Source organism: Burkholderia torrens, assembly GCF_984668525.1.
This window is the reverse complement of sequence record NZ_OZ480212.1, coordinates 527,787-545,521: the sequence shown is the minus strand read 5'-3', so window position 1 is coordinate 545,521 and position 17,735 is coordinate 527,787. Positions and strand designations below refer to the sequence as shown.

Below are 17,735 nucleotides of genomic sequence, written 5' to 3'. Positions count from 1 at the left end.
GAAGGAGCAACCATGGCTGTTCTCGACACCGGTCCGTTTTTTCATGGCACGAAAGCGGATTTGCGGATCGGCGACTTGCTGACAGCGGGCTTCAGGTCGAATTATCGGGACAGTGTCGTGATGAATCACATTTATTTCACGGCCTTGTCCAAAGGCGCCGGCCTTGCTGCGGAAATGGCCAGGAGCGACGGCAAGCCGCGGGTCTACGTCGTCGAGCCCACCGGCGAATTCGAAAACGACCCGAACGTCACGGACAAGAAATTCCCGGGCAATCCGACGCGATCGTATCGAAGCACACTGCCGTTGAAGATCATCGGCGAACTCGATAGCTGGGAACCCTACGATCCGGAGTTCATCCGGCAACTCAGGATCCGCATCGAAACCGGCATGGGCGAGATCATCAACTAGCGTTCCGTTCGGCCGATCCGCGTTCGAGGCCAGGACTACAGGCGGTACGGGACAAGCGAACCCATGATCCGGACTCCGATGCGTGTCCGCGCAACGATCGGCGCATCGATCGTTGCGAAAGCCACAAACCTACACATCCCTTTCATTCGAGCCGGCGCTCGACCACTCGCCGCGATTGGTCGATATACTATGCGCCTCCCATTTCCCCGCACTCGACCATGCGACGACGGTTCTTCTGGCTGATCGTGCTTTCGCTCGGCATCGCGCAACAGGCATCGGCGCAGCAAGCGCCCGCACTGCCTGCATCCGCGCCCGAAGCGGCCGCATCGGCGCCGCCCGTCGCCTCCGCGCCGCTCGCGGATGCCAACGATCAGCCGAACGAAGCAAACCGCCGTATCACGTCCTACCTGACGAAGAAATTCGGCGTCGCGAAGGAACGCGCCGCGAAGCTCGCCGATATCGTGAGCGTCACTGCGACGAAATATTCGCTGCCGCCGGCACTCGTTTACGCCATTATTTCGATCGAATCGCGCTTCCAGGAAAAGGCGCGCGGCCAGCACGGCGCGACCGGGTTGATGCAGGTCGTGCCGTCTGCGCACCGCGGCATGCTGCGCAACGTGAAGGACCTGACCGAGCCGAATGCGAACGTCGAAGCCGGCTCGCGCATTCTGTCGGGCTACGTGAAGGCGGCCGGCGGCAACGTGCAGGCCGGGTTGAGGAGCTACAGCGGCGGATCCAGTGCGTATGCGGCGAAAGTGATGCAGCGGGTCGATTCGTTCCGGTTCGTGCTCGAACCCGAGGACGATGCGAAAGGCGCGAATACCGCGAGCGATGGGAACAATGCGAAGGCGCACATGGTGCCGGTCAGCGATCCGTCAGCGGCGCCGGCCGCGAACCGCAACGCGAAGTAAGCAATGGGCACCCGCGTTCGCACGGCTCCAGCCCGACGCTGCGCGGCTCGGCTGTTCGCCATTGTCGCGCTGTCGGCCGGCCCTGTATCGGCTTTAGCTGTCGTCGACTGCGAACAGGCAGGGACGACGATGGAAGCCGTGCGACGCTGCGTGCTCGATCAGCAGCAGCAGCAAGTCGACAGCGCGTACCGGTCGCTTGCGCGCAAACTGCGCCCACGCAACCCCGACGCTGCCGCCCAACTCGCGAAATCGCAGACGAGTTGGGCCGCCTTTGCCGGCGATACTTGTGACTACGTGAAGACCGCCAATCCGCAGCAGACGATTCCGAGTGACGCCTGGCTGAGCTGTTGGGTGGATTTCAGTCAGGCACGCGTGCGCATCCTGAAGAAGTGGGAAGCGCAACTGACGCAGCCGAACTGACCGCCGGCCGTGCCATATCGCTCGTCGGCCAGATCGCCAATTGTTCCGATATTTCCGGAATAAAAGCACCAAAGGCCGGCGGCGACCCATTATTCTCATATTTCAGGAACTATAAACGAGTACGGCGGCGCATTCGCGCCGCCGTCCCATGGAGTCGCCGGATCACCTCCCTCGCGCCTTGATCCAGCCCCCTTTGATCAAAGCTGCCCCGCCGCCCCCGTCCACCGCAGGTAATCCCCACGCGTCCAGTCGAGCGACACGCCGACGCGCCTCGTGCCGGGCCGGATCTTCGGCTTGTACACCGACAGCGTCAGCGATTCCAGCGCCGGCCATTCACGGAACGACAGCACCGCGATATCGGCGACGAGCGTTTCGAGCAGCCGCGTATGCGGCTTGTGCGACAGGAACGACGCGACGCGCGCGCAATAGCCGTCGTAGTCGATCCATTCGCCCTGCTCGCTCGGCTCGCATCGATACCCGAGCCGCGCATCGATCACGATCGGCTGCGGCGATTCATGCTCGTGCGCATGAATGCCGATCCGCGCGGGCACCTTCAGTTCGTCGACGAACACGCTCCAGCCGCGCCCGCGCAGGCGCGGCGCGTCGATCGCCACGAACGGTTCGTCGAACGGCTTCATGATGCGAGCGGCGCCGCGGCGTCGAGCATGATGCGCACGAAATAGTCGGCGAAGCTGCGGCGCAGGACGATCTCGAACGTGTCGTCGCCGGTCGGGATCAGCGTGATCGGCGACTTGAAGTAGTGCGACTGCGCACACTGGCCCGGCTTGAACACGCGCGGATGCAGGTCGAGCGGGCAGCCGCGCGCGATCACGTCGCGCACGCGTTCGCCGCTGATCTCGACGACCGTATAGCCGCTGCCGACATCGACGGCCGCCGCATACGAACCCTGCACGGCTTCCGCGAGCTTCGCTTCGAGCACGCCGGCCGGCACGGGCCCGTTCGAGCGCACGAGCCACTCGTCGGGGCCGAGCCACAGCACGTCGTACTCGGCGCCGCGCGCAACCGTGTTCGGCTCCGCGGGCGGCCGGCAGCCGACCACGCGCTCAAACGCGGCGACGAATGCCGGATCGCTCAACTCGCCGCGCACGTTGACGAGATCGAGGAACGGCCGCTCGCGCAGCGCGAACTTCTTCGATGCGCGCGCCTGGTGCGGCTTCAGCACGTCGGCCGCGCCGACGAACGGCGATTCAAGCGTCACGCCGCCCGCACCCGCCACCTGCGTCTGGTTTCTCGTTTCATTCCACATGCTGGCGCACCCCTTCGGTATCGTAGAAAACCGGGCTCGAGATCTTCGCGGTGATGCGCTTGCCGTTGGCCAGCGGAATCACGACGCTCTCGCCCATCTTGTTCAGGCCGCCCTTCACCACCGCGAGCGCGATCGAGCGCTTCAGGATCGGGCTGTAGTAGCTCGATGTCACGTGGCCGATCATCGGCGTCGGATCGACCGCCGACACCTGCGTGTCCTTGGCGATGATCTGCGCGCCTTCCGGCAGCACGAACTGTTCGTCTTCGGTCAGGAGGCCGACGAACTGCTTGCGGCCCTCCTTCGCCGTGTCCGACCGCGCGAGCGAGCGCTTGCCGAGGAAGTCCTTCGACTTCGCGACGACGCCGCCCATCCCGAGGTCGTACGGCGTGATCGAGCCGTCGGTATCCTGACCGACGATGATGTAGCCCTTCTCCGCGCGCAGCACGTGCATCGTCTCTGTGCCGTACGGCGTGATGTCGAACTCGGCGCCGGCCGCCATCAGCGCTTCCCACACCGCGCGGCCCGCGTTCGCCGGCACGTTCACTTCATAGGCCAGCTCGCCCGAGAAGCTGATCCGCATCACGCGCGCCTTCGCACCCGCGACGGTGCCGTTCCGGTAGCTCATGAACGGGAACGCTTCGTTGCCGAAGTCGATGTCCTGGCACACCTTCTGCACGACCTTGCGGCTCTTCGGGCCGACCACCGCGAACGTCGCCCAGTGATCGGTGACCGACGCGAGCCGCACCTTCATGTCGGGCCATTCGGTCTGCAGCCAGCGTTCGAGCCACGTGAGCACGCGCGCCGCGCCGCCCGTCGTGGTCGTCATCATGAAATGCTGGTCGGCGAGGCGCACGGTCACGCCGTCGTCGAACACCATCCCGTTTTCGTCGAGCATCAGCCCGTAGCGGCACTTGCCCACTTCGAGCTTGTTCCACGGGTTCGTGTACATCCAGTTCAGCAGCTTCACCGCATCGGGGCCCTGGATGTCGATCTTGCCGAGCGTCGACGCGTCGAGGATGCCGACGCTGTTGCGTACCGCGAGGCATTCGCGCTTCACGGCCGCATGGAGATCCTCGCCGTTCTTCGGGAAGTACCACGGCCGCTTCCAGTTGCCGACGTCCTCGAACAGCGCGCCGTGCTCGACGTGCCATTCGTGCACGCAGGTCTTGCGGATCGGGTCGAGGAAATCGCCCGTCTCGCGGCCCGCGAACGTACCGAACGACACGGGCGTGTAGTTCGGGCGGAACGTCGTCGTGCCCGTTTCCGGAATCGTCTTGCCGAGCGCGCCCGCGAGGATCGCCATCCCGTTGATGTTGCCGAGCTTGCCCTGGTCGGTGCCGAAGCCCATCGCCGTGTAGCGCTTCACGTGCTCGACCGACTCGAAGCCTTCGCGCGCCGCGAGCAGGATGTCGGCGGCCGCCACGTCGTTCTGGAAGTCGACGAACTGCTTCGGTCCGCGTGCGGCTGCCTCGCGGCTGCCGACGAGCCACAACGGCTGCAGTGCGCCTTCGACGGTTTCGGCGACCTGCGGCGCGACCGGGCGCTGCGCGGCCGTGAAGCCCGCGGCCTTCGCGGCTTCCGCGCCGGCATCGACCGCGAGCCGCAGCGCGCGCGCCAGGCCGAACTCGCCGGCCGCCGCGCCGACGCTCGCTTCCGCCTGCACTGGCTTGCCCGGCAGGAAGCATGCCTTCTCGTCGTTCCAGCACGCCTTGCCGCCCGACTGCGCGAACAGGTGCAGGACGGGGCTGAAGCCGCCCGACATCGCGACGAGGTCGCACGGCAGCGTCTGCAGCTTGCCGCCCACCTGGCCGTTCGTGTTCGACGCGACGTCGACCGACGATACGCGCCACTTGCCCGAAGCGGCCGTGACGACCGCACCGCTCATCACCGTCACGCCCTGCCGCTTCGCGGCGGCCGGCAGCGCGCCGTTCGACGACGCGCGCGAATCGACGACCGTCACCTTCGCGCCGCATGCCTTCAGGTCGAGTGCGGTCTGGTACGCGCGGTCGTTGTTCGTGAACACGACTGCATTGCGGCCCGGCAGCACGCCGAAGCGATGCACGTAGGTGGAGACTGCGCCGGCCAGCATCACGCCCGGCAGGTCGTTGTTGCCGAACACGATCGGACGCTCGTGCGCGCCGGTCGCGAGGATCACGCGCTTCGCACGGACCTTCCACAGCAGCTCGCGCGTGCCCTTGCGCATCGATACCGGCAGGTGATCGGTCAGGCGCTGCGTGACCGTCACGAGGTTGTGGTCCTGGTAGCCGAACGCGGTGCTGCGCGACAGGATCGTCACGTCGGGCAGCTTGCGCAGCTCGGCCTCGATCTTCTCGACCCACTGCAGCGCGGGCTTCGCGTCGATCTCCGCGCGGCACGACAGCAGGCTGCCGCCGAGTTCGCGCTGGTCGTCGACGAGGATCACGCGGGCACCGGCGGTCGCTGCCGCATGCGCGGCGGCGAGGCCCGACGGGCCACCGCCGACCACGAGCACGTCGCAGTGCGCGTAGCACTTGTCGTAGCGATCGGCGTCGAGCACGTCAGGTGCCTTGCCGAGGCCGGCCGCTTCGCGAATCTTCTCTTCGTACTTCGGCCACATGTTGCGCGGCCACATGAACGTCTTGTAGTAGAACCCGGCCGGCATGAAGCGCGAGAACTTCTGGTTGATCGCGTACTTGTCGTTCTCGAGCGTCGGCTCGGCGTTCACGCTCGTCGCGACGAGCCCCTGGTACAGCTCGATCTCGGTCGCGCGTGCGTTCGGCACCGTGTACGGGCCCGATTCGAGTTGCACGACGGCATTCGGTTCGGCCACATCCGCCGTCACGATCCCGCGCGGACGGTGGTACTTGAAGCTGCGCGCGACGAAGTGCACGCCGTTCGCGAGCAGCGCGGACGCGAGCGTGTCGCCCTGGAAGCCCTGATACGTGCGGCCGTTGAACGTGAACGTCAACGGAATCGCGCGATTGATGCGGCCACCGGTGCCGAGGCGGTCTTTCTGGCTCATTTGCTCGTACCCTCTTCGTGTGCATTGCCGGCAGCCGCGCTACCGAACTTTTCGTAGCCCTTGATATCGTAGGTCACCGTGTCGCGCGTGACCTTGAACCAGCGGCGGCAACCCTGCGTGTGCAGCCATTGCTCCTTGTGCAGCCCGCGCTTGTTCTCGCGCATGAACACGTACTCGCCCCATTCACGGTCGGTCATGTTCTCGTTGTTGACGGGGCGCACGATGTCGGCTTCACCGCCGCACGAGAACTCGGATTCGGCGCGCGGCCCGCACCACGGACATTCGATCAGCAACATGTTTCTTTCTCCTTCAGTGCGGTTAGTGCGCGACGGCGGCAGCGCCGTGCTCGTCGATCAGGTGGCCCGTGTAGAAGCGGTCGAGCGCGAACGGCGCGTTCAGCGGATGTGGTTCGTCACGCGCGATCGTGTGCGCGAACACCCAGCCCGAGCCGGGCGTCGCCTTGAAGCCGCCGGTACCCCAGCCGCAGTTGAAATAGAGGCCCTTCACGTCGGTCTTGGTGATGATCGGGCAGGCGTCCGGCGACACGTCGACGATGCCGCCCCACTGGCGGTTCATCCGCACGCGCGAGAACACCGGGAACATCTCGACGATCGCCTGCAGCGTGCTTTCGATGATGTGGAAGCTGCCGCGCTGGCCGAAGCCCGTGTACTGGTCGATGCCCGCGCCGATCACGAGGTCGCCCTTGTCGGACTGGCTGATGTACGCGTGCACCGCGTTCGACATGATCACCGAGTTGACGACCGGCTTGATCGGCTCGGACACCAGCGCCTGCAGCGGGTGGCTTTCGATCGGCAAGCGCACGCCGGCCATGTCGGCGAGCGTCGTCGTGTTGCCAGCCGCGACCACCGCGACCTTCTTCGCCTTGATGAAGCCCTTCACCGTATCGACGCCGACCACCGCGCCGCCTTCACGACGGATGCCCGTCACCTGGCAGTTCTGGATGATGTCGACGCCGGCGCGGTCCGCGCCGCGCGCGAAGCCCCACGCCACCGCGTCGTGACGGGCGACGCCCGCGCGGCGCTGGATCGACGCGCCGAGCACCGGATAGCGGCTGTTCAGGTTGATCGTCGGCTCGATTTCCTTGATCTGCGCGGGCGTCAGGAATTCGGCGTCGACGCCGTTCAACCGGTTCGCGTTCACGCGGCGCTCGGTGTCGCGCACGTCCTGCAGCGTATGGGCCAGGTTCATCACGCCGCGCTGGCTGAACATCACGTTGTAGTTCAGGTCCTGCGACAGCCCTTCCCACAGCTTCATCGCCTTCTCGTACAGCGCGGCCGATTCGTCCCACAGATAGTTCGAGCGCACGATCGTCGTGTTGCGCGCGGTGTTGCCGCCGCCGATCCAGCCCTTCTCGAGGATCGCGACGTTCGTGATGCCGTGTTCCTTCGCGAGGTAGTACGCGGTCGCGAGGCCGTGGCCGCCGCCGCCGACGATCACGACGTCGTATTCCTTCTTCGGCTCCGGGCTCTTCCACTGCTTTTCCCAGTTCTCGTGATACGAGAGACCGTTGCGGAACAGGCTGAATATCGAGTAGCGGCTCATGTTGTGGTCCTTCGTTAGCATTCGATGACGTTCACGGCGAGACCGCCGCGCGACGTTTCCTTGTATTTCGTCTTCATGTCGGCGCCGGTTTCGCGCATCGTCTTGATCACGGAATCGAGCGACACGTAGTGCTGGCCGTTGCCCTTGAGCGCCATGCGCGACGCGTTCAGCGCCTTGATCGCGCCCATCGCGTTGCGCTCGATGCACGGGATCTGCACGAGCCCGCCGACCGGGTCGCAGGTCATCCCGAGGTTGTGCTCCATGCCGATCTCGGCCGCGTTTTCCACCTGGTCGGGCGTGCCGCCCATCACGGCGGCGAGCGCGGCGGCGGCCATCGAACACGCGACGCCCACTTCGCCCTGGCAACCGACTTCCGCGCCGGAGATCGACGCCGTTTCCTTGTAGATGATCCCGATCGCCGCGGCCGTCAGCAGGAATTCGACGATGCCGGCCTCGTTCGAGCCCGGCACGAACTTCACGTAGTAGTGCAGCACCGCGGGAATCACGCCGGCCGCGCCGTTGGTCGGCGCGGTGACCACGCGGCCGCCGGCCGCGTTCTCTTCGTTCACGGCCATCGCATACAGGTTGACCCAGTCGAGCATCGACAGCGGGTCGCGCAGCGATTCTTCCGAACGGGCGCGCAGGTGGCGATTCATTTCGGCCGCGCGGCGCTTCACGCGCATCGGGCCCGGCAGGTCGCCCTCGACCTTGCAGCCGCGCTCGACGCAGGCGGCCATCGTGCGCCAGATCGCGAGCAGCCCGGCGCGCACTTCGTCGGCGGCGCGCAGCGCGCATTCGTTGCGCATCATCAGTTCGGCGATCGACAGCCCGTGCTCGCGGCACTGGCGCATCAGGTCGTCGCCGGTGCGGAACGGGTACGGCACCTCGACCGCCGCGCGCACGCCGTTCACGCGATCGCCGTCGCGATTCACGACGAAGCCGCCGCCGACCGAGTAATACTCTTTCTCGACGAGCAGCTGGCCGTGCTCGTCGAACGCCTGGAAGCGCATCCCGTTCGGGTGCACGATGCTCGTGCCGCTCATCAGCTTGCGAAAGAAGCCGATGTGCTCCTTTTCCTCGAAGCGCACCGTCTGCTTGCCGAGCAGCGACAGCGTCTTCTCCGCGCGGATCGCGGCGAGGCGCGGCTCGATCAGGTCGGGATCGATCGTGTCGGGCAGGTGGCCCTCGAGGCCGAGCAGCACGGCCTTGTCGGTGCCGTGGCCCTTGCCGGTCGCGCCGAGCGAGCCGTACAGCTCGACCCGCACGCGGCGCACGAAGCCGAGCAGGTTCGCGTCCTCCACGTGCGACGCGAAGCGGCACGCGGCGATCATCGGGCCGACCGTATGCGAACTGGACGGGCCGATGCCGATCTTGAACAGGTCGAACGCGCTGACGTTCATCTGGCTTCCTCAGGGTGACATGCGTGGAATGACGTTGGGCACCAGTACATCAAAGCGTAAAATCGGCCGATAGAACAAAAACGGCATCGGCGTGGGATACCGCCGCCAAGCACCGTGCCGGCCGGCCCGAAAGTGCGTTTTGGCGATGGTTCGCGACGGAAAACCACAAGTCCGGCCTGGGCCGATCGGCGACGCTGGCTTCATCCGCGCCGCCTCCGGCAGCCGCAACCCGCAAACAGTGTGAAACGAGTGAGACCGCCTGCCCGGCGTGACGAGATTGGCCGCGATGACACCCGACGTACCCGCTTCCCCCCTCGCTGAACCCGCGCCGCGGCGCATCCGCTTCGGCATCGTGCTGCTGCCGAACTTCACGCTGACGGCCTTCTCCGGCTTCGTCGACATGCTGCGGCTGTCGGCCGACGACGGCGACTACAGCAAGCCCGTGCGCTGCGCCTGGAGCGTGATCGGCGAGACGCTCGCGCCGGTGCGCGCAAGCTGCGGGATCCAGATCACGCCGTGGGAGACGTTCGACGCGGCCGAGCCGTTCGACTATGTGGTGGTAGTCGGCGGGCTGCTGCATTCGGGGCCGCAGGCCGGGCCGGAAACGCTCGACTTCATCCGCCGCGCGGCGGCCGGCGGCGCAACGGTCGTCGGCATCTGCACCGGCGTGTTCACGCTGATGCGCGCCGGCGTGCTCGACGGCTACCGCACCTGCGTGAGCTGGTTCCACTACTGGGATTTCATCGAGCGCTTTCCGTCAGCCGATCCCGACCTGCTGATCGCCGACCGGCTGTTCGTGATCGACCGGCGCCGCATCACCTGCTCGGGCGGCCGCGCGTCGATCGACGTCGCCGCCGCGATCCTGCTGCGCCATTTCGATCACGCCACGGTGCAGAAGGCGCTGCGCATCCTGCTGGTCGGCGAGATGCAGAAAGGCAATGCGCCGCAGCCGCATCCGCCGGGCCTCGAGCCGGCCACGCACCCGAAGGTCAAGCGCGCGATTCTCCTGATGGAACAACACGTGGGGCGCGCGCTGCCGCTCGAGGAGCTCGCGTGCAAGCTCGACCTGTCGACGCGGCAGCTCGAGCGGCTGTTCAAGGCCGAGACGGGCAAGAGCCCGCAGGCGTTCGCGAAGCAGGTGCGGCTGCGCACGGCCGCGTGGCTGCTGACGAGTTCGGACCGCACGGTGGCCGACATCGCGTCGAGCTGCGGATTCGCCGACGCATCGCACCTCGGGCGCGAATTCCGCAAGCAGTTCGGCGTGCCGCCGGCGACCTATCGCGAGCGCGGCGGTGAAGTCGCCGAGGCCGGCGAACTGGCGACGGCCGACCCCGTCGAGGACATCGCCGACTGACGGCCGCGGGGCACGCGCCCCTTTCCCGATCGATCGCGGAACGACACACGTTCGCGCCGGTTTCGTCGTTTTTGGAACCGGTTTCATTCGATTTCGCCGACGTTGCCCACAGTAAATCGAGGGTTATCCCGGATGCTGACGCTCATTCAAATTTGTATGATGACCACATCACCTTACAAACCTGAGCATCATGTTCGAGAAAATTCCCGCCCGCGCGATGAGCGACCATGTCGCGCAGCAACTGCTCAAGCAGATCGAAGTCGGCAGTTTCTCGGCCACCGGCAAGCTGCCGACGGAAGCCGTGCTCGCGCAGGAATTCGGCGTGAGCCGCACCGTGATCCGCGAGGCGATCTCGCGGCTGAAGAACGAAGGCGTGGTCGAGCCGCGCCAGGGCAGCGGCGTGTTCGTGAACCAGCACGGCGCAATCCGGCCGCTGCGGATCGACTACGCGGAAGCCGTCGAGGCGAGCTCGCTGCCGCACCTGCTCGCGGTGCGTCGTGCGATCGAGGCGGAAGTCGCGGCCGAAGCCGCGCTGCACCACACCGCCGACGACATGGCCGACATCGACGACGCGCTGCGCAAGATCGACGAAGCGGTGGCCGTTGGGCGCGACGGCGTCGCGGAAGACGTCGCGTTCCACCGCACGATCGCGGCCGTCACCGGCAACCCGTATTTCCTGAAGACGCTACAGTTCCTGAACCAGTACCTCGAAGCCGGCGTGAAAGTCACGCGCAGCAACGAAGCGACGCGCGAGGATTTCTCGCGGCAGGTGCGCGAGGAGCACGCGGCGATCGCCGACGCGATCCGCGCACGCGACCCGATGGCCGCCCGCAACGCAGCACGCACGCATATGTACAACGCCGCCCGCCGTCTCGCGGAAGCCGGCATCTGCTGACGCCGGCGGCGGCCGCCGCCGTTATCCAGAACCTCTCCCGAATCGATCAAGGTTGACCATGTCACGAAATGTTGGAGTCATCGGCCTCGGCGCGATGGGCCTCGGCGTCGCCCGCTCGCTGCTGCGCGCCGGCCTGCGCGTCCATGCATGCGACGTGCGCGACACCGTGCTGCAGGCATTCGCCGCCGAAGGCGGCGTGGCCTGCGCGACGCCGGCCGAACTCGGCGCGCAGTGCGACGTCGTCGTCACGCTCGTCGTCAATGCCGCGCAAACGGAAACGGTGCTGTTCGGCGAACACGGCGCGGTCGCGGCGATGAAGCCGGGCGGCGTCGTGATCGCGAGCGCGACCGTCGCGCCCGAATTCGCGGTCGCACTCGGCGCACGCATCGAGGCCGCCGGCCTGCAGATGCTCGACGCGCCCGTGTCGGGCGGCGCCGCGCGGGCGGCCTCCGGCGAGATGACGATGATGACGTCGGGCCCGGCCGCGGCCTATGCGGGCTGCGAAGACGTGCTCGCCGCGATCGCGGGCAAGGTCTACCGCCTCGGCGACGCGCACGGCATCGGCTCGAAGGTGAAGATCATCAACCAGCTGCTGGCCGGCGTGCACATCGCGGCGGCGGCCGAAGCCATGGCGCTGGGCCTGCGCGAAGGCGTGGACGCCGACGCGCTGTACGACGTGATCACGCACAGCGCCGGCAACTCGTGGATGTTCGAGAACCGCGTGCCGCACATCCTGAACGGCGACTACACGCCGCTGTCGGCCGTCGACATCTTCGTGAAGGATCTCGGCCTCGTGCTCGATACCGCGCGCCGCAGCAAGTTTCCGCTGCCGCTGTCGGCCACCGCGCACCAGATGTTCATGAGCGCGTCGAGCGCCGGCCACGGCGGCGAAGACGATTCCGCCGTGATCAAGACTTTCCCCGGCATCACGCTGCCGCCCGCCCGCTGATTCGAACGACGCTCCTGCCATGACCGCTTCCGCTTTCCGTCCCCTGCTCGGCTGCATCGCCGACGATTTCACCGGCGCGACCGATCTCGCGAACATGCTCGTCAAGAGCGGCATGCGCACCGTGCAGACGATCGGCGTGCCCGCCGACGGCGCCGCGCTCGACACGGCAGCCGATGCCGACGCGATCGTCGTCGCGCTGAAGTCGCGCACGATCCCCGCGGCCGACGCCGTCACGCAATCGCTCGCCGCGTACGAATGGCTGCGCGCGCAAGGCTGTCGCCAGTTCTTCTTCAAGTACTGCTCGACGTTCGACTCGACCGACGCGGGCAACATCGGGCCGGTGGCCGACGCGCTGCTCGACGCGGCCGGCGGCGGCTTCACGATCGCGTGCCCGGCGTTCCCGGAGAACGGCCGCACGATCTATCGCGGCCACCTGTTCGTCGGCGACGTCCTGCTGAACGAATCGGGCATGGAGCACCACCCGCTCACGCCGATGAAGGACGCGAACCTCGTGCGCGTGCTGCAGCGGCAGACGAAGTCGGCAGTCGGCCTGATCCGCTACGACACGATCGCGCTCGGCGCGGCCGCCGTCCGTACGCGGATCGAACAGCTGCGCGCGGAAGGCGCGCGCTTCGCGATCGCCGACGCCCTGTCGGACCGCGACCTCTACGTGCTCGGCGAAGCGTGCGCGGGCATGCTGCTCGTCACCGGCGGCTCGGGCATCGCGCTCGGCCTGCCGGCGAATTTCCGCCGCGCGGAGCAACTGCCCGAACGCGACGACGCGGCGTCGCTGCCGCGCATCTACGGGCTGTCGGCCGTGCTCGCCGGCAGCGCATCGAAGGCCACCAACGCACAGGTCGCCGCGTGGCGCGCGACGCGGCCGAGCTTCCGCATCGATCCGCTCGCGGCGGCGCGCGGCGAACCCGTCGTCGACCAGGCGCTCGCCTTCGCACGCTCGCACCTGCCGCAACCCGTGCTGATCTACGCGACCGCGACACCCGATGAAGTGAAGGCCGTGCAGCAAACGCTCGGCGTCGAAGCGGCCGGCCATCTCGTCGAAAGCACGCTCGCGGCGATCGCGCGCGGCCTGCGCGAACTCGGCGTGCGCAAGTTCGTCGTCGCCGGCGGCGAAACGTCCGGCGCGGTCGTGCAGGCGCTCGACGTGAAGACGCTGCAGATCGGCGCGCAAATCGATCCGGGCGTGCCGGCCACGGCCACCATCGACGCGCAGCCGCTCGGCCTCGCGCTGAAATCCGGCAACTTCGGCACCACGGACTTTTTCGACAAGGCGCTGCGCGCGCTGGACGGAGCCGCACGGTGAGCGACGAAGCGAAACTGCGCGAAGAAATCTGCGTGGTCGGCGCGAGCCTGTATGCGCGCGGCCATGCGGTCGGCAGCGCCGGCAACATCAGCGCGCGCCTGAACGACGGCTGGCTGATCACGCCGACCGACGCCTGCCTCGGCCGGCTCGACCCGAACGACATCGCGAAGGTCGGCGCGGACGGCCAGCTCGTATCGGGCGGCAAGCCGTCGAAGACGCTCACGCTGCATCGCGGCATCTATGCACGCAACGCGGAAGTGAACGGCGTCGTCCACACGCATTCGACGCACCTCGTCGCGCTGACGCTCGCGGGCGTGTGGCGCGACACCGACGTGCTGCCGCCGATCACGCCGTATTACGTGATGAAGGTCGGCCACATTCCGCTGATCCGCTACCGCCGCCCCGGCGACCCGGCCGTCGCCGCCGAAGTCGCGGCGCTGGCCGATCAGGTGCGCGGCGTGCTGCTCGACCGCCTCGGCCCCGTGATGTGGGGGCCGTCGGTATCGCAGGCGTCGTATGCGCTCGAAGAGCTCGAGGAAACGGCGCGGCTGTGGCTGATGACGCAGCCGAAGCCCGAGCCGCTGCCCGACGCCGCGCTCGACGAACTGCGCCAGATCTTTGGCGCGCGCTGGTAACGCTGCGCACATCGCACGAATCGTGCGGCATGCTTCATGCAGGACTGCAAACCGGTTTACACGCCCGCCGTGTGCGCGGGCCCTTCCGTCAGCACACACACGATCCGGCGGCGTACGCGCCACCGGCACATAACATCATTGGAGACGACGATGACTGCTCTCGACGCGGCCGCAAGCCGCTCGCCCGCCGCGCCCGCCCGTGCGGCCGAACTCGACCGCACCTACAAGAAAGTGTTCTGGCGCATCGTGCCGTTCCTGATGCTCTGCTACGTGGTCGCCTACCTCGACCGCGTAAACGTCGGCTTCGCCAAGCTGCAGATGTCGCAGGATCTCGCGTTCAGCGAAACCGTATTCGGGCTCGGCGCCGGCATCTTCTTCCTCGGCTACTTCCTGTTCGAACTGCCGAGCAACCTACTGATGCACCGCATCGGCGCGCGCATCTGGATCGCGCGGATCATGATCACGTGGGGCCTGCTGTCCGCGCTGTTCGCGTTCGTGCAGACGCCGACGCAGTTCTACGTGCTGCGCTTCCTGCTCGGCCTCGCGGAAGCCGGCTTCTATCCCGGCGTGATCCTGTACCTCACGTACTGGTTCCCGTCGCATCGCCGCGCGAAGATCATCGCGGTGTTCATGTCCGCGATCCCCGTGTCGGGCATCTTCGGCAACCCGCTGTCGGGCTGGATCATGGAGCGCTTCCACGGCGGCTCGGGCTTCCACGGCTGGCAATGGATGTTCATGATCGAAGCCGTGCCGGCCGTGCTGGTCGGCATCGCGACGATCCTGTATCTCGACAACAGCATTCGCAGCGCGAAATGGCTCGACGAGCGCGAGAAGCAGCTCCTCGAGGACGAGATCGCCGCGCAGCCGCAGGAACAGCAGAAGGACAGCCACTCGCTGAAGGCCGTGTTCTCGGACCCGCGCATGTGGTGGATGTCGCTGATCTACTTCGCGTTCGTCACCGGCCAGTACGGCCTCACGTTCTGGATGCCGACGCTCGTGAAATCGACCGGCATCACCGATACGCTCCAGATCGGCCTGCTGTCGGCCATTCCGTTCGTCGTCGCGATCGTCGTGATGAACCTGTTCGGCCACAGCGCGGACAAGCGCCGCGAACGCCGCTGGCACCTGATCGTGCCGGCGCTGATGGGCGCGGTCGGGTTTGCGGTCGCCGCGTCGTACTCGCACAATACGGCGGTGTCGATCGTGTTCCTGTCGCTCGCGGCGGGCGGCGTGCTGACCTGCGCACCACTGTTCTGGTCGCTGCCGACCGCGTTCCTCGCGGGCTCCGCCGCCGCGGCCGGGATCGCGATCATCAACTCGGTCGGCAACCTCGCCGGTTTCGCGAGCCCGTACGTGATCGGCTACCTGAAGGACGCGACGCACAGCACCGCGTCCGGCATGTACGTGCTGGCCGCGATGCTCGTGATCGGTGCGATCGCCGTGTGGCTCACGCCCGCGAAACTCGTGAACCGCTGATCCGGCCGCCTTCATTCGACGCGGGGTGCACGGCGCCCCGCCCCACTCGTTCACAGGACCCGCTGCCATGCCACGCTTCGCCGCCAACCTCTCGATGATGTACACCGAGCATGCGTTCCTCGAACGCTTCGCCGCTGCCTCGTATGACGGCTTCAAGGCCGTCGAGTACCTGTTCCCGTACGACTTCGCCGCCGAGGACATCCGCGCGCGCCTCGACGCGCACAACCTCGAACAGGCGCTGTTCAACGCGCCGCCGGGCAACTGGGCCGCGGGCGAACGCGGCATCGCGTCGCTGCCGGGCCGCGAGGACGAGTTCCGCCGCGGCATCGACCAGGCGCTCGACTATGCGCGCGTACTCGGCAACAAGAAGCTGCACGTGATGGCCGGCATGGTCGCGCCGGGCGCCGACCGCGCGCGCCATCGCGACACCTACCTCGCGAACCTGCGCCACGCAGCCCAGGCCGCCGCCGCGCACGGCATCACGATCCTGATCGAGCCGATCAACCAGCGCGACATGCCCGGCTATTTCCTGAGCCGCCAGGACGACGCACAGGCGATCCGCGCGGAAGTCGGCGCGCCGAACCTGAAGGTGCAGTTCGACTGCTACCACTGCCAGATCGTCGAAGGCGATCTCGCGACGAAACTGAAACGCGATTTCGCGGGCATCGGCCACATCCAGATCGCCGGCGTGCCCGAGCGCCACGAGCCGGACGTCGGCGAACTCAACTACCCGTACCTGTTCGCGCTGATCGACGCGCTCGGCTACGACGGCTGGATCGGCTGCGAGTACCGCCCGAAGGCCGGCACGTCGGAAGGCCTCGGCTGGCTCAGGGCCTGTTCCCGCTAATAACGGGCTTGCGCTGGCCGCCAGAAGGGCCTAGCGCAAGGAATGTGACGCAGCGAATACCGAGCGTATTCGCAAGGAGCATGACGCAGCGATCGGCCCTTCTGGCGGCCAGCCCCACGAACGATATTTTTTATTTACGGGAACGTGTCTTGCCGGCCGTATTGCGGCGTCGATCGTCGCTTGTTTGGCTCGGCCAAACGGCGCTCCTCACTCCTTGCACTACGGCCGGCAAGACACGTTCGCAAGCCCGTTATTAGCGGGAACAGGCCCTGAGCCGTACCTGTAATTCAAGCATTCCTCAGAGGGTAACGAACATGAAAGTACTGATCACCGGCGGCGCCGGTTTTCTGGGCCAGCGTCTCGCGCGCAAGCTGCTCGAGCGCGGTGAACTGACCGGCCCCGACGGCCGGACCGGCAAGATCGACGAGCTGGTGCTGCTCGACGTCGTCAAGGGCAGCGACTTCGGCGATGCGCGCGTGACGTCGATCGTCGGCGACATCGCCGATCGCGCGGTGCTCGAAAGCGCGATCGACACGCAGACGGGCGCGATCTTCCACCTCGCGGCGATCGTCAGCGGACAGGCCGAGGCCGATTTCGATCTCGGCATGCGGATCAACCTCGACGCGTCGCGCACGCTGCTCGAAGTGTGCCGTGCACGCGGCCACCAGCCGCGCGTCGTGTTCACGAGCTCCGTCGCGGTCTATGGCGGTGCGCTGCCCGACGTCGTGCAGGACGACACCGCGCTGAACCCGCAATCGTCCTACGGCGCCGAGAAGGCGATCGCCGAGCTGCTGCTATGCGACTACGCGCGGCGCGGCTTCGTCGACGGCCGCGTGCTGCGGCTGCCGACGATCAGCGTACGGCCGGGCCGCCCGAACGCCGCCGCGTCATCGTTCGCGAGCGGCATCATCCGCGAGCCGCTGAACGGCGAGGAAAGCGTGTGCCCGGTGCCCGGTTCGACGCGGCTGTGGCTGCTGTCGCCGCGCGGCGCGATCGAAGCGCTCGTCACCGGTTGCGAGATCGATAGCGCGAAGCTCGGCAACAAGCGCGTGATCAACCTGCCAGGCCTGTCGGTCTCGGTCGACGAGATGATCGAAGCGCTGCGCGAAGTCGCCGGCGACGACGTCGTGAAGCGGATCCGCCATGCGCCCGACGAGCGCGTCGAGAAGATCGTCGGCAGCTGGCCGGGCCGCTGGGACACGTCGCGTGCGGAAGCGCTCGGGCTGAAGGGCGATACGTCGTTCGCCGACGTGATCCGCAGCCATATCGCCGACGAGCAGCGCTGAAT

At 67.1% G+C, this 17,735-nt stretch carries 17 protein-coding genes; 11 read left to right on the top strand and 6 right to left on the bottom strand.

What is annotated here, in order from left to right; translation table 11 throughout:
* Nucleotides 1-12: 12 nt before the first annotated feature.
* The 3 genes from arr to AC5LXX_RS18765 all read left to right on the top strand — a co-directional run bounded on the left by arr (nucleotide 13) and on the right by AC5LXX_RS18765 (nucleotide 1,739).
* A complete protein-coding gene (arr, locus tag AC5LXX_RS18775; protein ID WP_493412630.1) occupies nucleotides 13-408 on the top strand; it encodes an NAD(+)--rifampin ADP-ribosyltransferase in 396 nt (131 codons plus the stop codon).
* Nucleotides 409-626: 218 nt separating this feature from the next.
* Nucleotides 627-1,319: a lytic transglycosylase domain-containing protein gene (locus tag AC5LXX_RS18770; RefSeq protein WP_493412629.1), complete on the top strand. Its 693-nt coding sequence runs from the start codon at nucleotides 627-629 to the stop codon at nucleotides 1,317-1,319.
* 3 nt (nucleotides 1,320-1,322) lie between these two features.
* A complete protein-coding gene (locus tag AC5LXX_RS18765; protein WP_493412628.1) occupies nucleotides 1,323-1,739 on the top strand; it encodes a lysozyme inhibitor LprI family protein in 417 nt (138 codons plus the stop codon).
* Between the two features lie 197 nt (nucleotides 1,740-1,936).
* Here AC5LXX_RS18765 and AC5LXX_RS18760 read toward each other — a convergent pair whose 3' ends face one another.
* The 6 genes from AC5LXX_RS18760 to AC5LXX_RS18735 are packed head-to-tail and all read right to left on the bottom strand — an operon-like array spanning nucleotide 1,937 to nucleotide 8,970.
* Nucleotides 1,937-2,377 (bottom strand): dihydroneopterin aldolase, encoded by a 441-nt coding sequence (locus AC5LXX_RS18760; RefSeq protein ID WP_493412627.1) that lies wholly within the window; start codon nucleotides 2,375-2,377, stop codon nucleotides 1,937-1,939.
* A complete protein-coding gene (locus AC5LXX_RS18755) occupies nucleotides 2,374-3,006 on the bottom strand; it encodes a sarcosine oxidase subunit gamma (RefSeq protein ID WP_322084465.1) in 633 nt (210 codons plus the stop codon). Before AC5LXX_RS18755 ends, AC5LXX_RS18760 begins: the two co-directional genes overlap by 4 nt.
* The gene (locus AC5LXX_RS18750) at nucleotides 2,996-6,007 is read right to left on the bottom strand and encodes a sarcosine oxidase subunit alpha family protein (RefSeq protein ID WP_493412626.1); all 3,012 of its coding nucleotides are present in this window, start codon (nucleotides 6,005-6,007) and stop codon (nucleotides 2,996-2,998) included. Before AC5LXX_RS18750 ends, AC5LXX_RS18755 begins: the two co-directional genes overlap by 11 nt.
* Entirely contained in the window at nucleotides 6,004-6,303 is a 300-nt protein-coding gene (locus tag AC5LXX_RS18745) for a sarcosine oxidase subunit delta (RefSeq protein ID WP_124456445.1), read from the bottom strand. Before AC5LXX_RS18745 ends, AC5LXX_RS18750 begins: the two co-directional genes overlap by 4 nt.
* 22 nt (nucleotides 6,304-6,325) lie before the next feature.
* Nucleotides 6,326-7,570, bottom strand: coding sequence for a sarcosine oxidase subunit beta family protein (locus tag AC5LXX_RS18740; RefSeq protein ID WP_006480591.1), 1,245 nt, complete (start codon nucleotides 7,568-7,570; stop codon nucleotides 6,326-6,328).
* A 14-nt stretch (nucleotides 7,571-7,584) separates the two neighbouring features.
* On the bottom strand, nucleotides 7,585-8,970 hold the full coding sequence (locus tag AC5LXX_RS18735; RefSeq protein ID WP_493412625.1) for an L-serine ammonia-lyase: 1,386 nt from the start codon (nucleotides 8,968-8,970) through the stop codon (nucleotides 7,585-7,587).
* Nucleotides 8,971-9,256: 286 nt separating this feature from the next.
* Here AC5LXX_RS18735 and AC5LXX_RS18730 point away from each other — a divergent pair, with 286 nt between their 5' ends.
* The 8 genes from AC5LXX_RS18730 (at nucleotide 9,257) to denD (ending at nucleotide 17,733) form a co-directional block, all read left to right on the top strand.
* A complete protein-coding gene (locus tag AC5LXX_RS18730) occupies nucleotides 9,257-10,324 on the top strand; it encodes a GlxA family transcriptional regulator (RefSeq protein WP_493412624.1) in 1,068 nt (355 codons plus the stop codon).
* 190 nt (nucleotides 10,325-10,514) lie between these two features.
* On the top strand, nucleotides 10,515-11,219 hold the full coding sequence (locus tag AC5LXX_RS18725) for a FadR/GntR family transcriptional regulator (RefSeq protein WP_493412623.1): 705 nt from the start codon (nucleotides 10,515-10,517) through the stop codon (nucleotides 11,217-11,219).
* A 58-nt stretch (nucleotides 11,220-11,277) separates the two neighbouring features.
* Complete coding sequence (gene ltnD, locus AC5LXX_RS18720) at nucleotides 11,278-12,168, top strand: L-threonate dehydrogenase (protein ID WP_059239096.1); 891 nt, start codon at nucleotides 11,278-11,280, stop codon at nucleotides 12,166-12,168.
* Between the two features lie 19 nt (nucleotides 12,169-12,187).
* Nucleotides 12,188-13,489 (top strand): 3-oxo-tetronate kinase, encoded by a 1,302-nt coding sequence (gene otnK, locus AC5LXX_RS18715; protein ID WP_493412622.1) that lies wholly within the window; start codon nucleotides 12,188-12,190, stop codon nucleotides 13,487-13,489.
* Nucleotides 13,486-14,124, top strand: coding sequence for a 3-oxo-tetronate 4-phosphate decarboxylase (otnC, locus tag AC5LXX_RS18710; protein ID WP_493412621.1), 639 nt, complete (start codon nucleotides 13,486-13,488; stop codon nucleotides 14,122-14,124). The genes otnK and otnC overlap by 4 nt, the downstream gene beginning before the upstream one ends.
* Nucleotides 14,125-14,274: 150 nt before the next feature.
* On the top strand, nucleotides 14,275-15,600 hold the full coding sequence (locus AC5LXX_RS18705; protein WP_493412620.1) for an MFS transporter: 1,326 nt from the start codon (nucleotides 14,275-14,277) through the stop codon (nucleotides 15,598-15,600).
* 67 nt (nucleotides 15,601-15,667) lie between these two features.
* A complete protein-coding gene (gene otnI / locus AC5LXX_RS18700; protein ID WP_493412619.1) occupies nucleotides 15,668-16,447 on the top strand; it encodes a 2-oxo-tetronate isomerase in 780 nt (259 codons plus the stop codon).
* Between the two features lie 314 nt (nucleotides 16,448-16,761).
* Nucleotides 16,762-17,733, top strand: a complete 972-nt coding sequence (gene denD / locus AC5LXX_RS18695) for a D-erythronate dehydrogenase (protein ID WP_493412618.1) — start codon at nucleotides 16,762-16,764, stop codon at nucleotides 17,731-17,733.
* The last annotated feature ends 2 nt before the right edge of the window (nucleotides 17,734-17,735 follow it).

Excerpts from the sequence above, each read along its gene's own strand:
- arr (WP_493412630.1), top strand. The coding sequence starts at position 13 with ATGGCTGTTCTCGACACCGGTCCGTTTTTTCATGGCACGAAAGCGGAT.
- AC5LXX_RS18770 (WP_493412629.1), top strand. The coding sequence starts at position 627 with ATGCGACGACGGTTCTTCTGGCTGATCGTGCTTTCGCTCGGCATCGCG.
- AC5LXX_RS18765 (WP_493412628.1), top strand. The coding sequence starts at position 1,323 with ATGGGCACCCGCGTTCGCACGGCTCCAGCCCGACGCTGCGCGGCTCGG.
- AC5LXX_RS18760 (WP_493412627.1), bottom strand. The coding sequence starts at position 2,377 with ATGAAGCCGTTCGACGAACCGTTCGTGGCGATCGACGCGCCGCGCCTG.
- AC5LXX_RS18755 (WP_322084465.1), bottom strand. The coding sequence starts at position 3,006 with ATGTGGAATGAAACGAGAAACCAGACGCAGGTGGCGGGTGCGGGCGGC.
- AC5LXX_RS18750 (WP_493412626.1), bottom strand. The coding sequence starts at position 6,007 with ATGAGCCAGAAAGACCGCCTCGGCACCGGTGGCCGCATCAATCGCGCG.
- AC5LXX_RS18745 (WP_124456445.1), bottom strand. The coding sequence starts at position 6,303 with ATGTTGCTGATCGAATGTCCGTGGTGCGGGCCGCGCGCCGAATCCGAG.
- AC5LXX_RS18740 (WP_006480591.1), bottom strand. The coding sequence starts at position 7,570 with ATGAGCCGCTACTCGATATTCAGCCTGTTCCGCAACGGTCTCTCGTAT.
- AC5LXX_RS18735 (WP_493412625.1), bottom strand. The coding sequence starts at position 8,970 with ATGAACGTCAGCGCGTTCGACCTGTTCAAGATCGGCATCGGCCCGTCC.
- AC5LXX_RS18730 (WP_493412624.1), top strand. The coding sequence starts at position 9,257 with ATGACACCCGACGTACCCGCTTCCCCCCTCGCTGAACCCGCGCCGCGG.
- AC5LXX_RS18725 (WP_493412623.1), top strand. The coding sequence starts at position 10,515 with ATGTTCGAGAAAATTCCCGCCCGCGCGATGAGCGACCATGTCGCGCAG.
- ltnD (WP_059239096.1), top strand. The coding sequence starts at position 11,278 with ATGTCACGAAATGTTGGAGTCATCGGCCTCGGCGCGATGGGCCTCGGC.
- otnK (WP_493412622.1), top strand. The coding sequence starts at position 12,188 with ATGACCGCTTCCGCTTTCCGTCCCCTGCTCGGCTGCATCGCCGACGAT.
- AC5LXX_RS18705 (WP_493412620.1), top strand. The coding sequence starts at position 14,275 with ATGACTGCTCTCGACGCGGCCGCAAGCCGCTCGCCCGCCGCGCCCGCC.
- otnI (WP_493412619.1), top strand. The coding sequence starts at position 15,668 with ATGCCACGCTTCGCCGCCAACCTCTCGATGATGTACACCGAGCATGCG.
- denD (WP_493412618.1), top strand. The coding sequence starts at position 16,762 with ATGAAAGTACTGATCACCGGCGGCGCCGGTTTTCTGGGCCAGCGTCTC.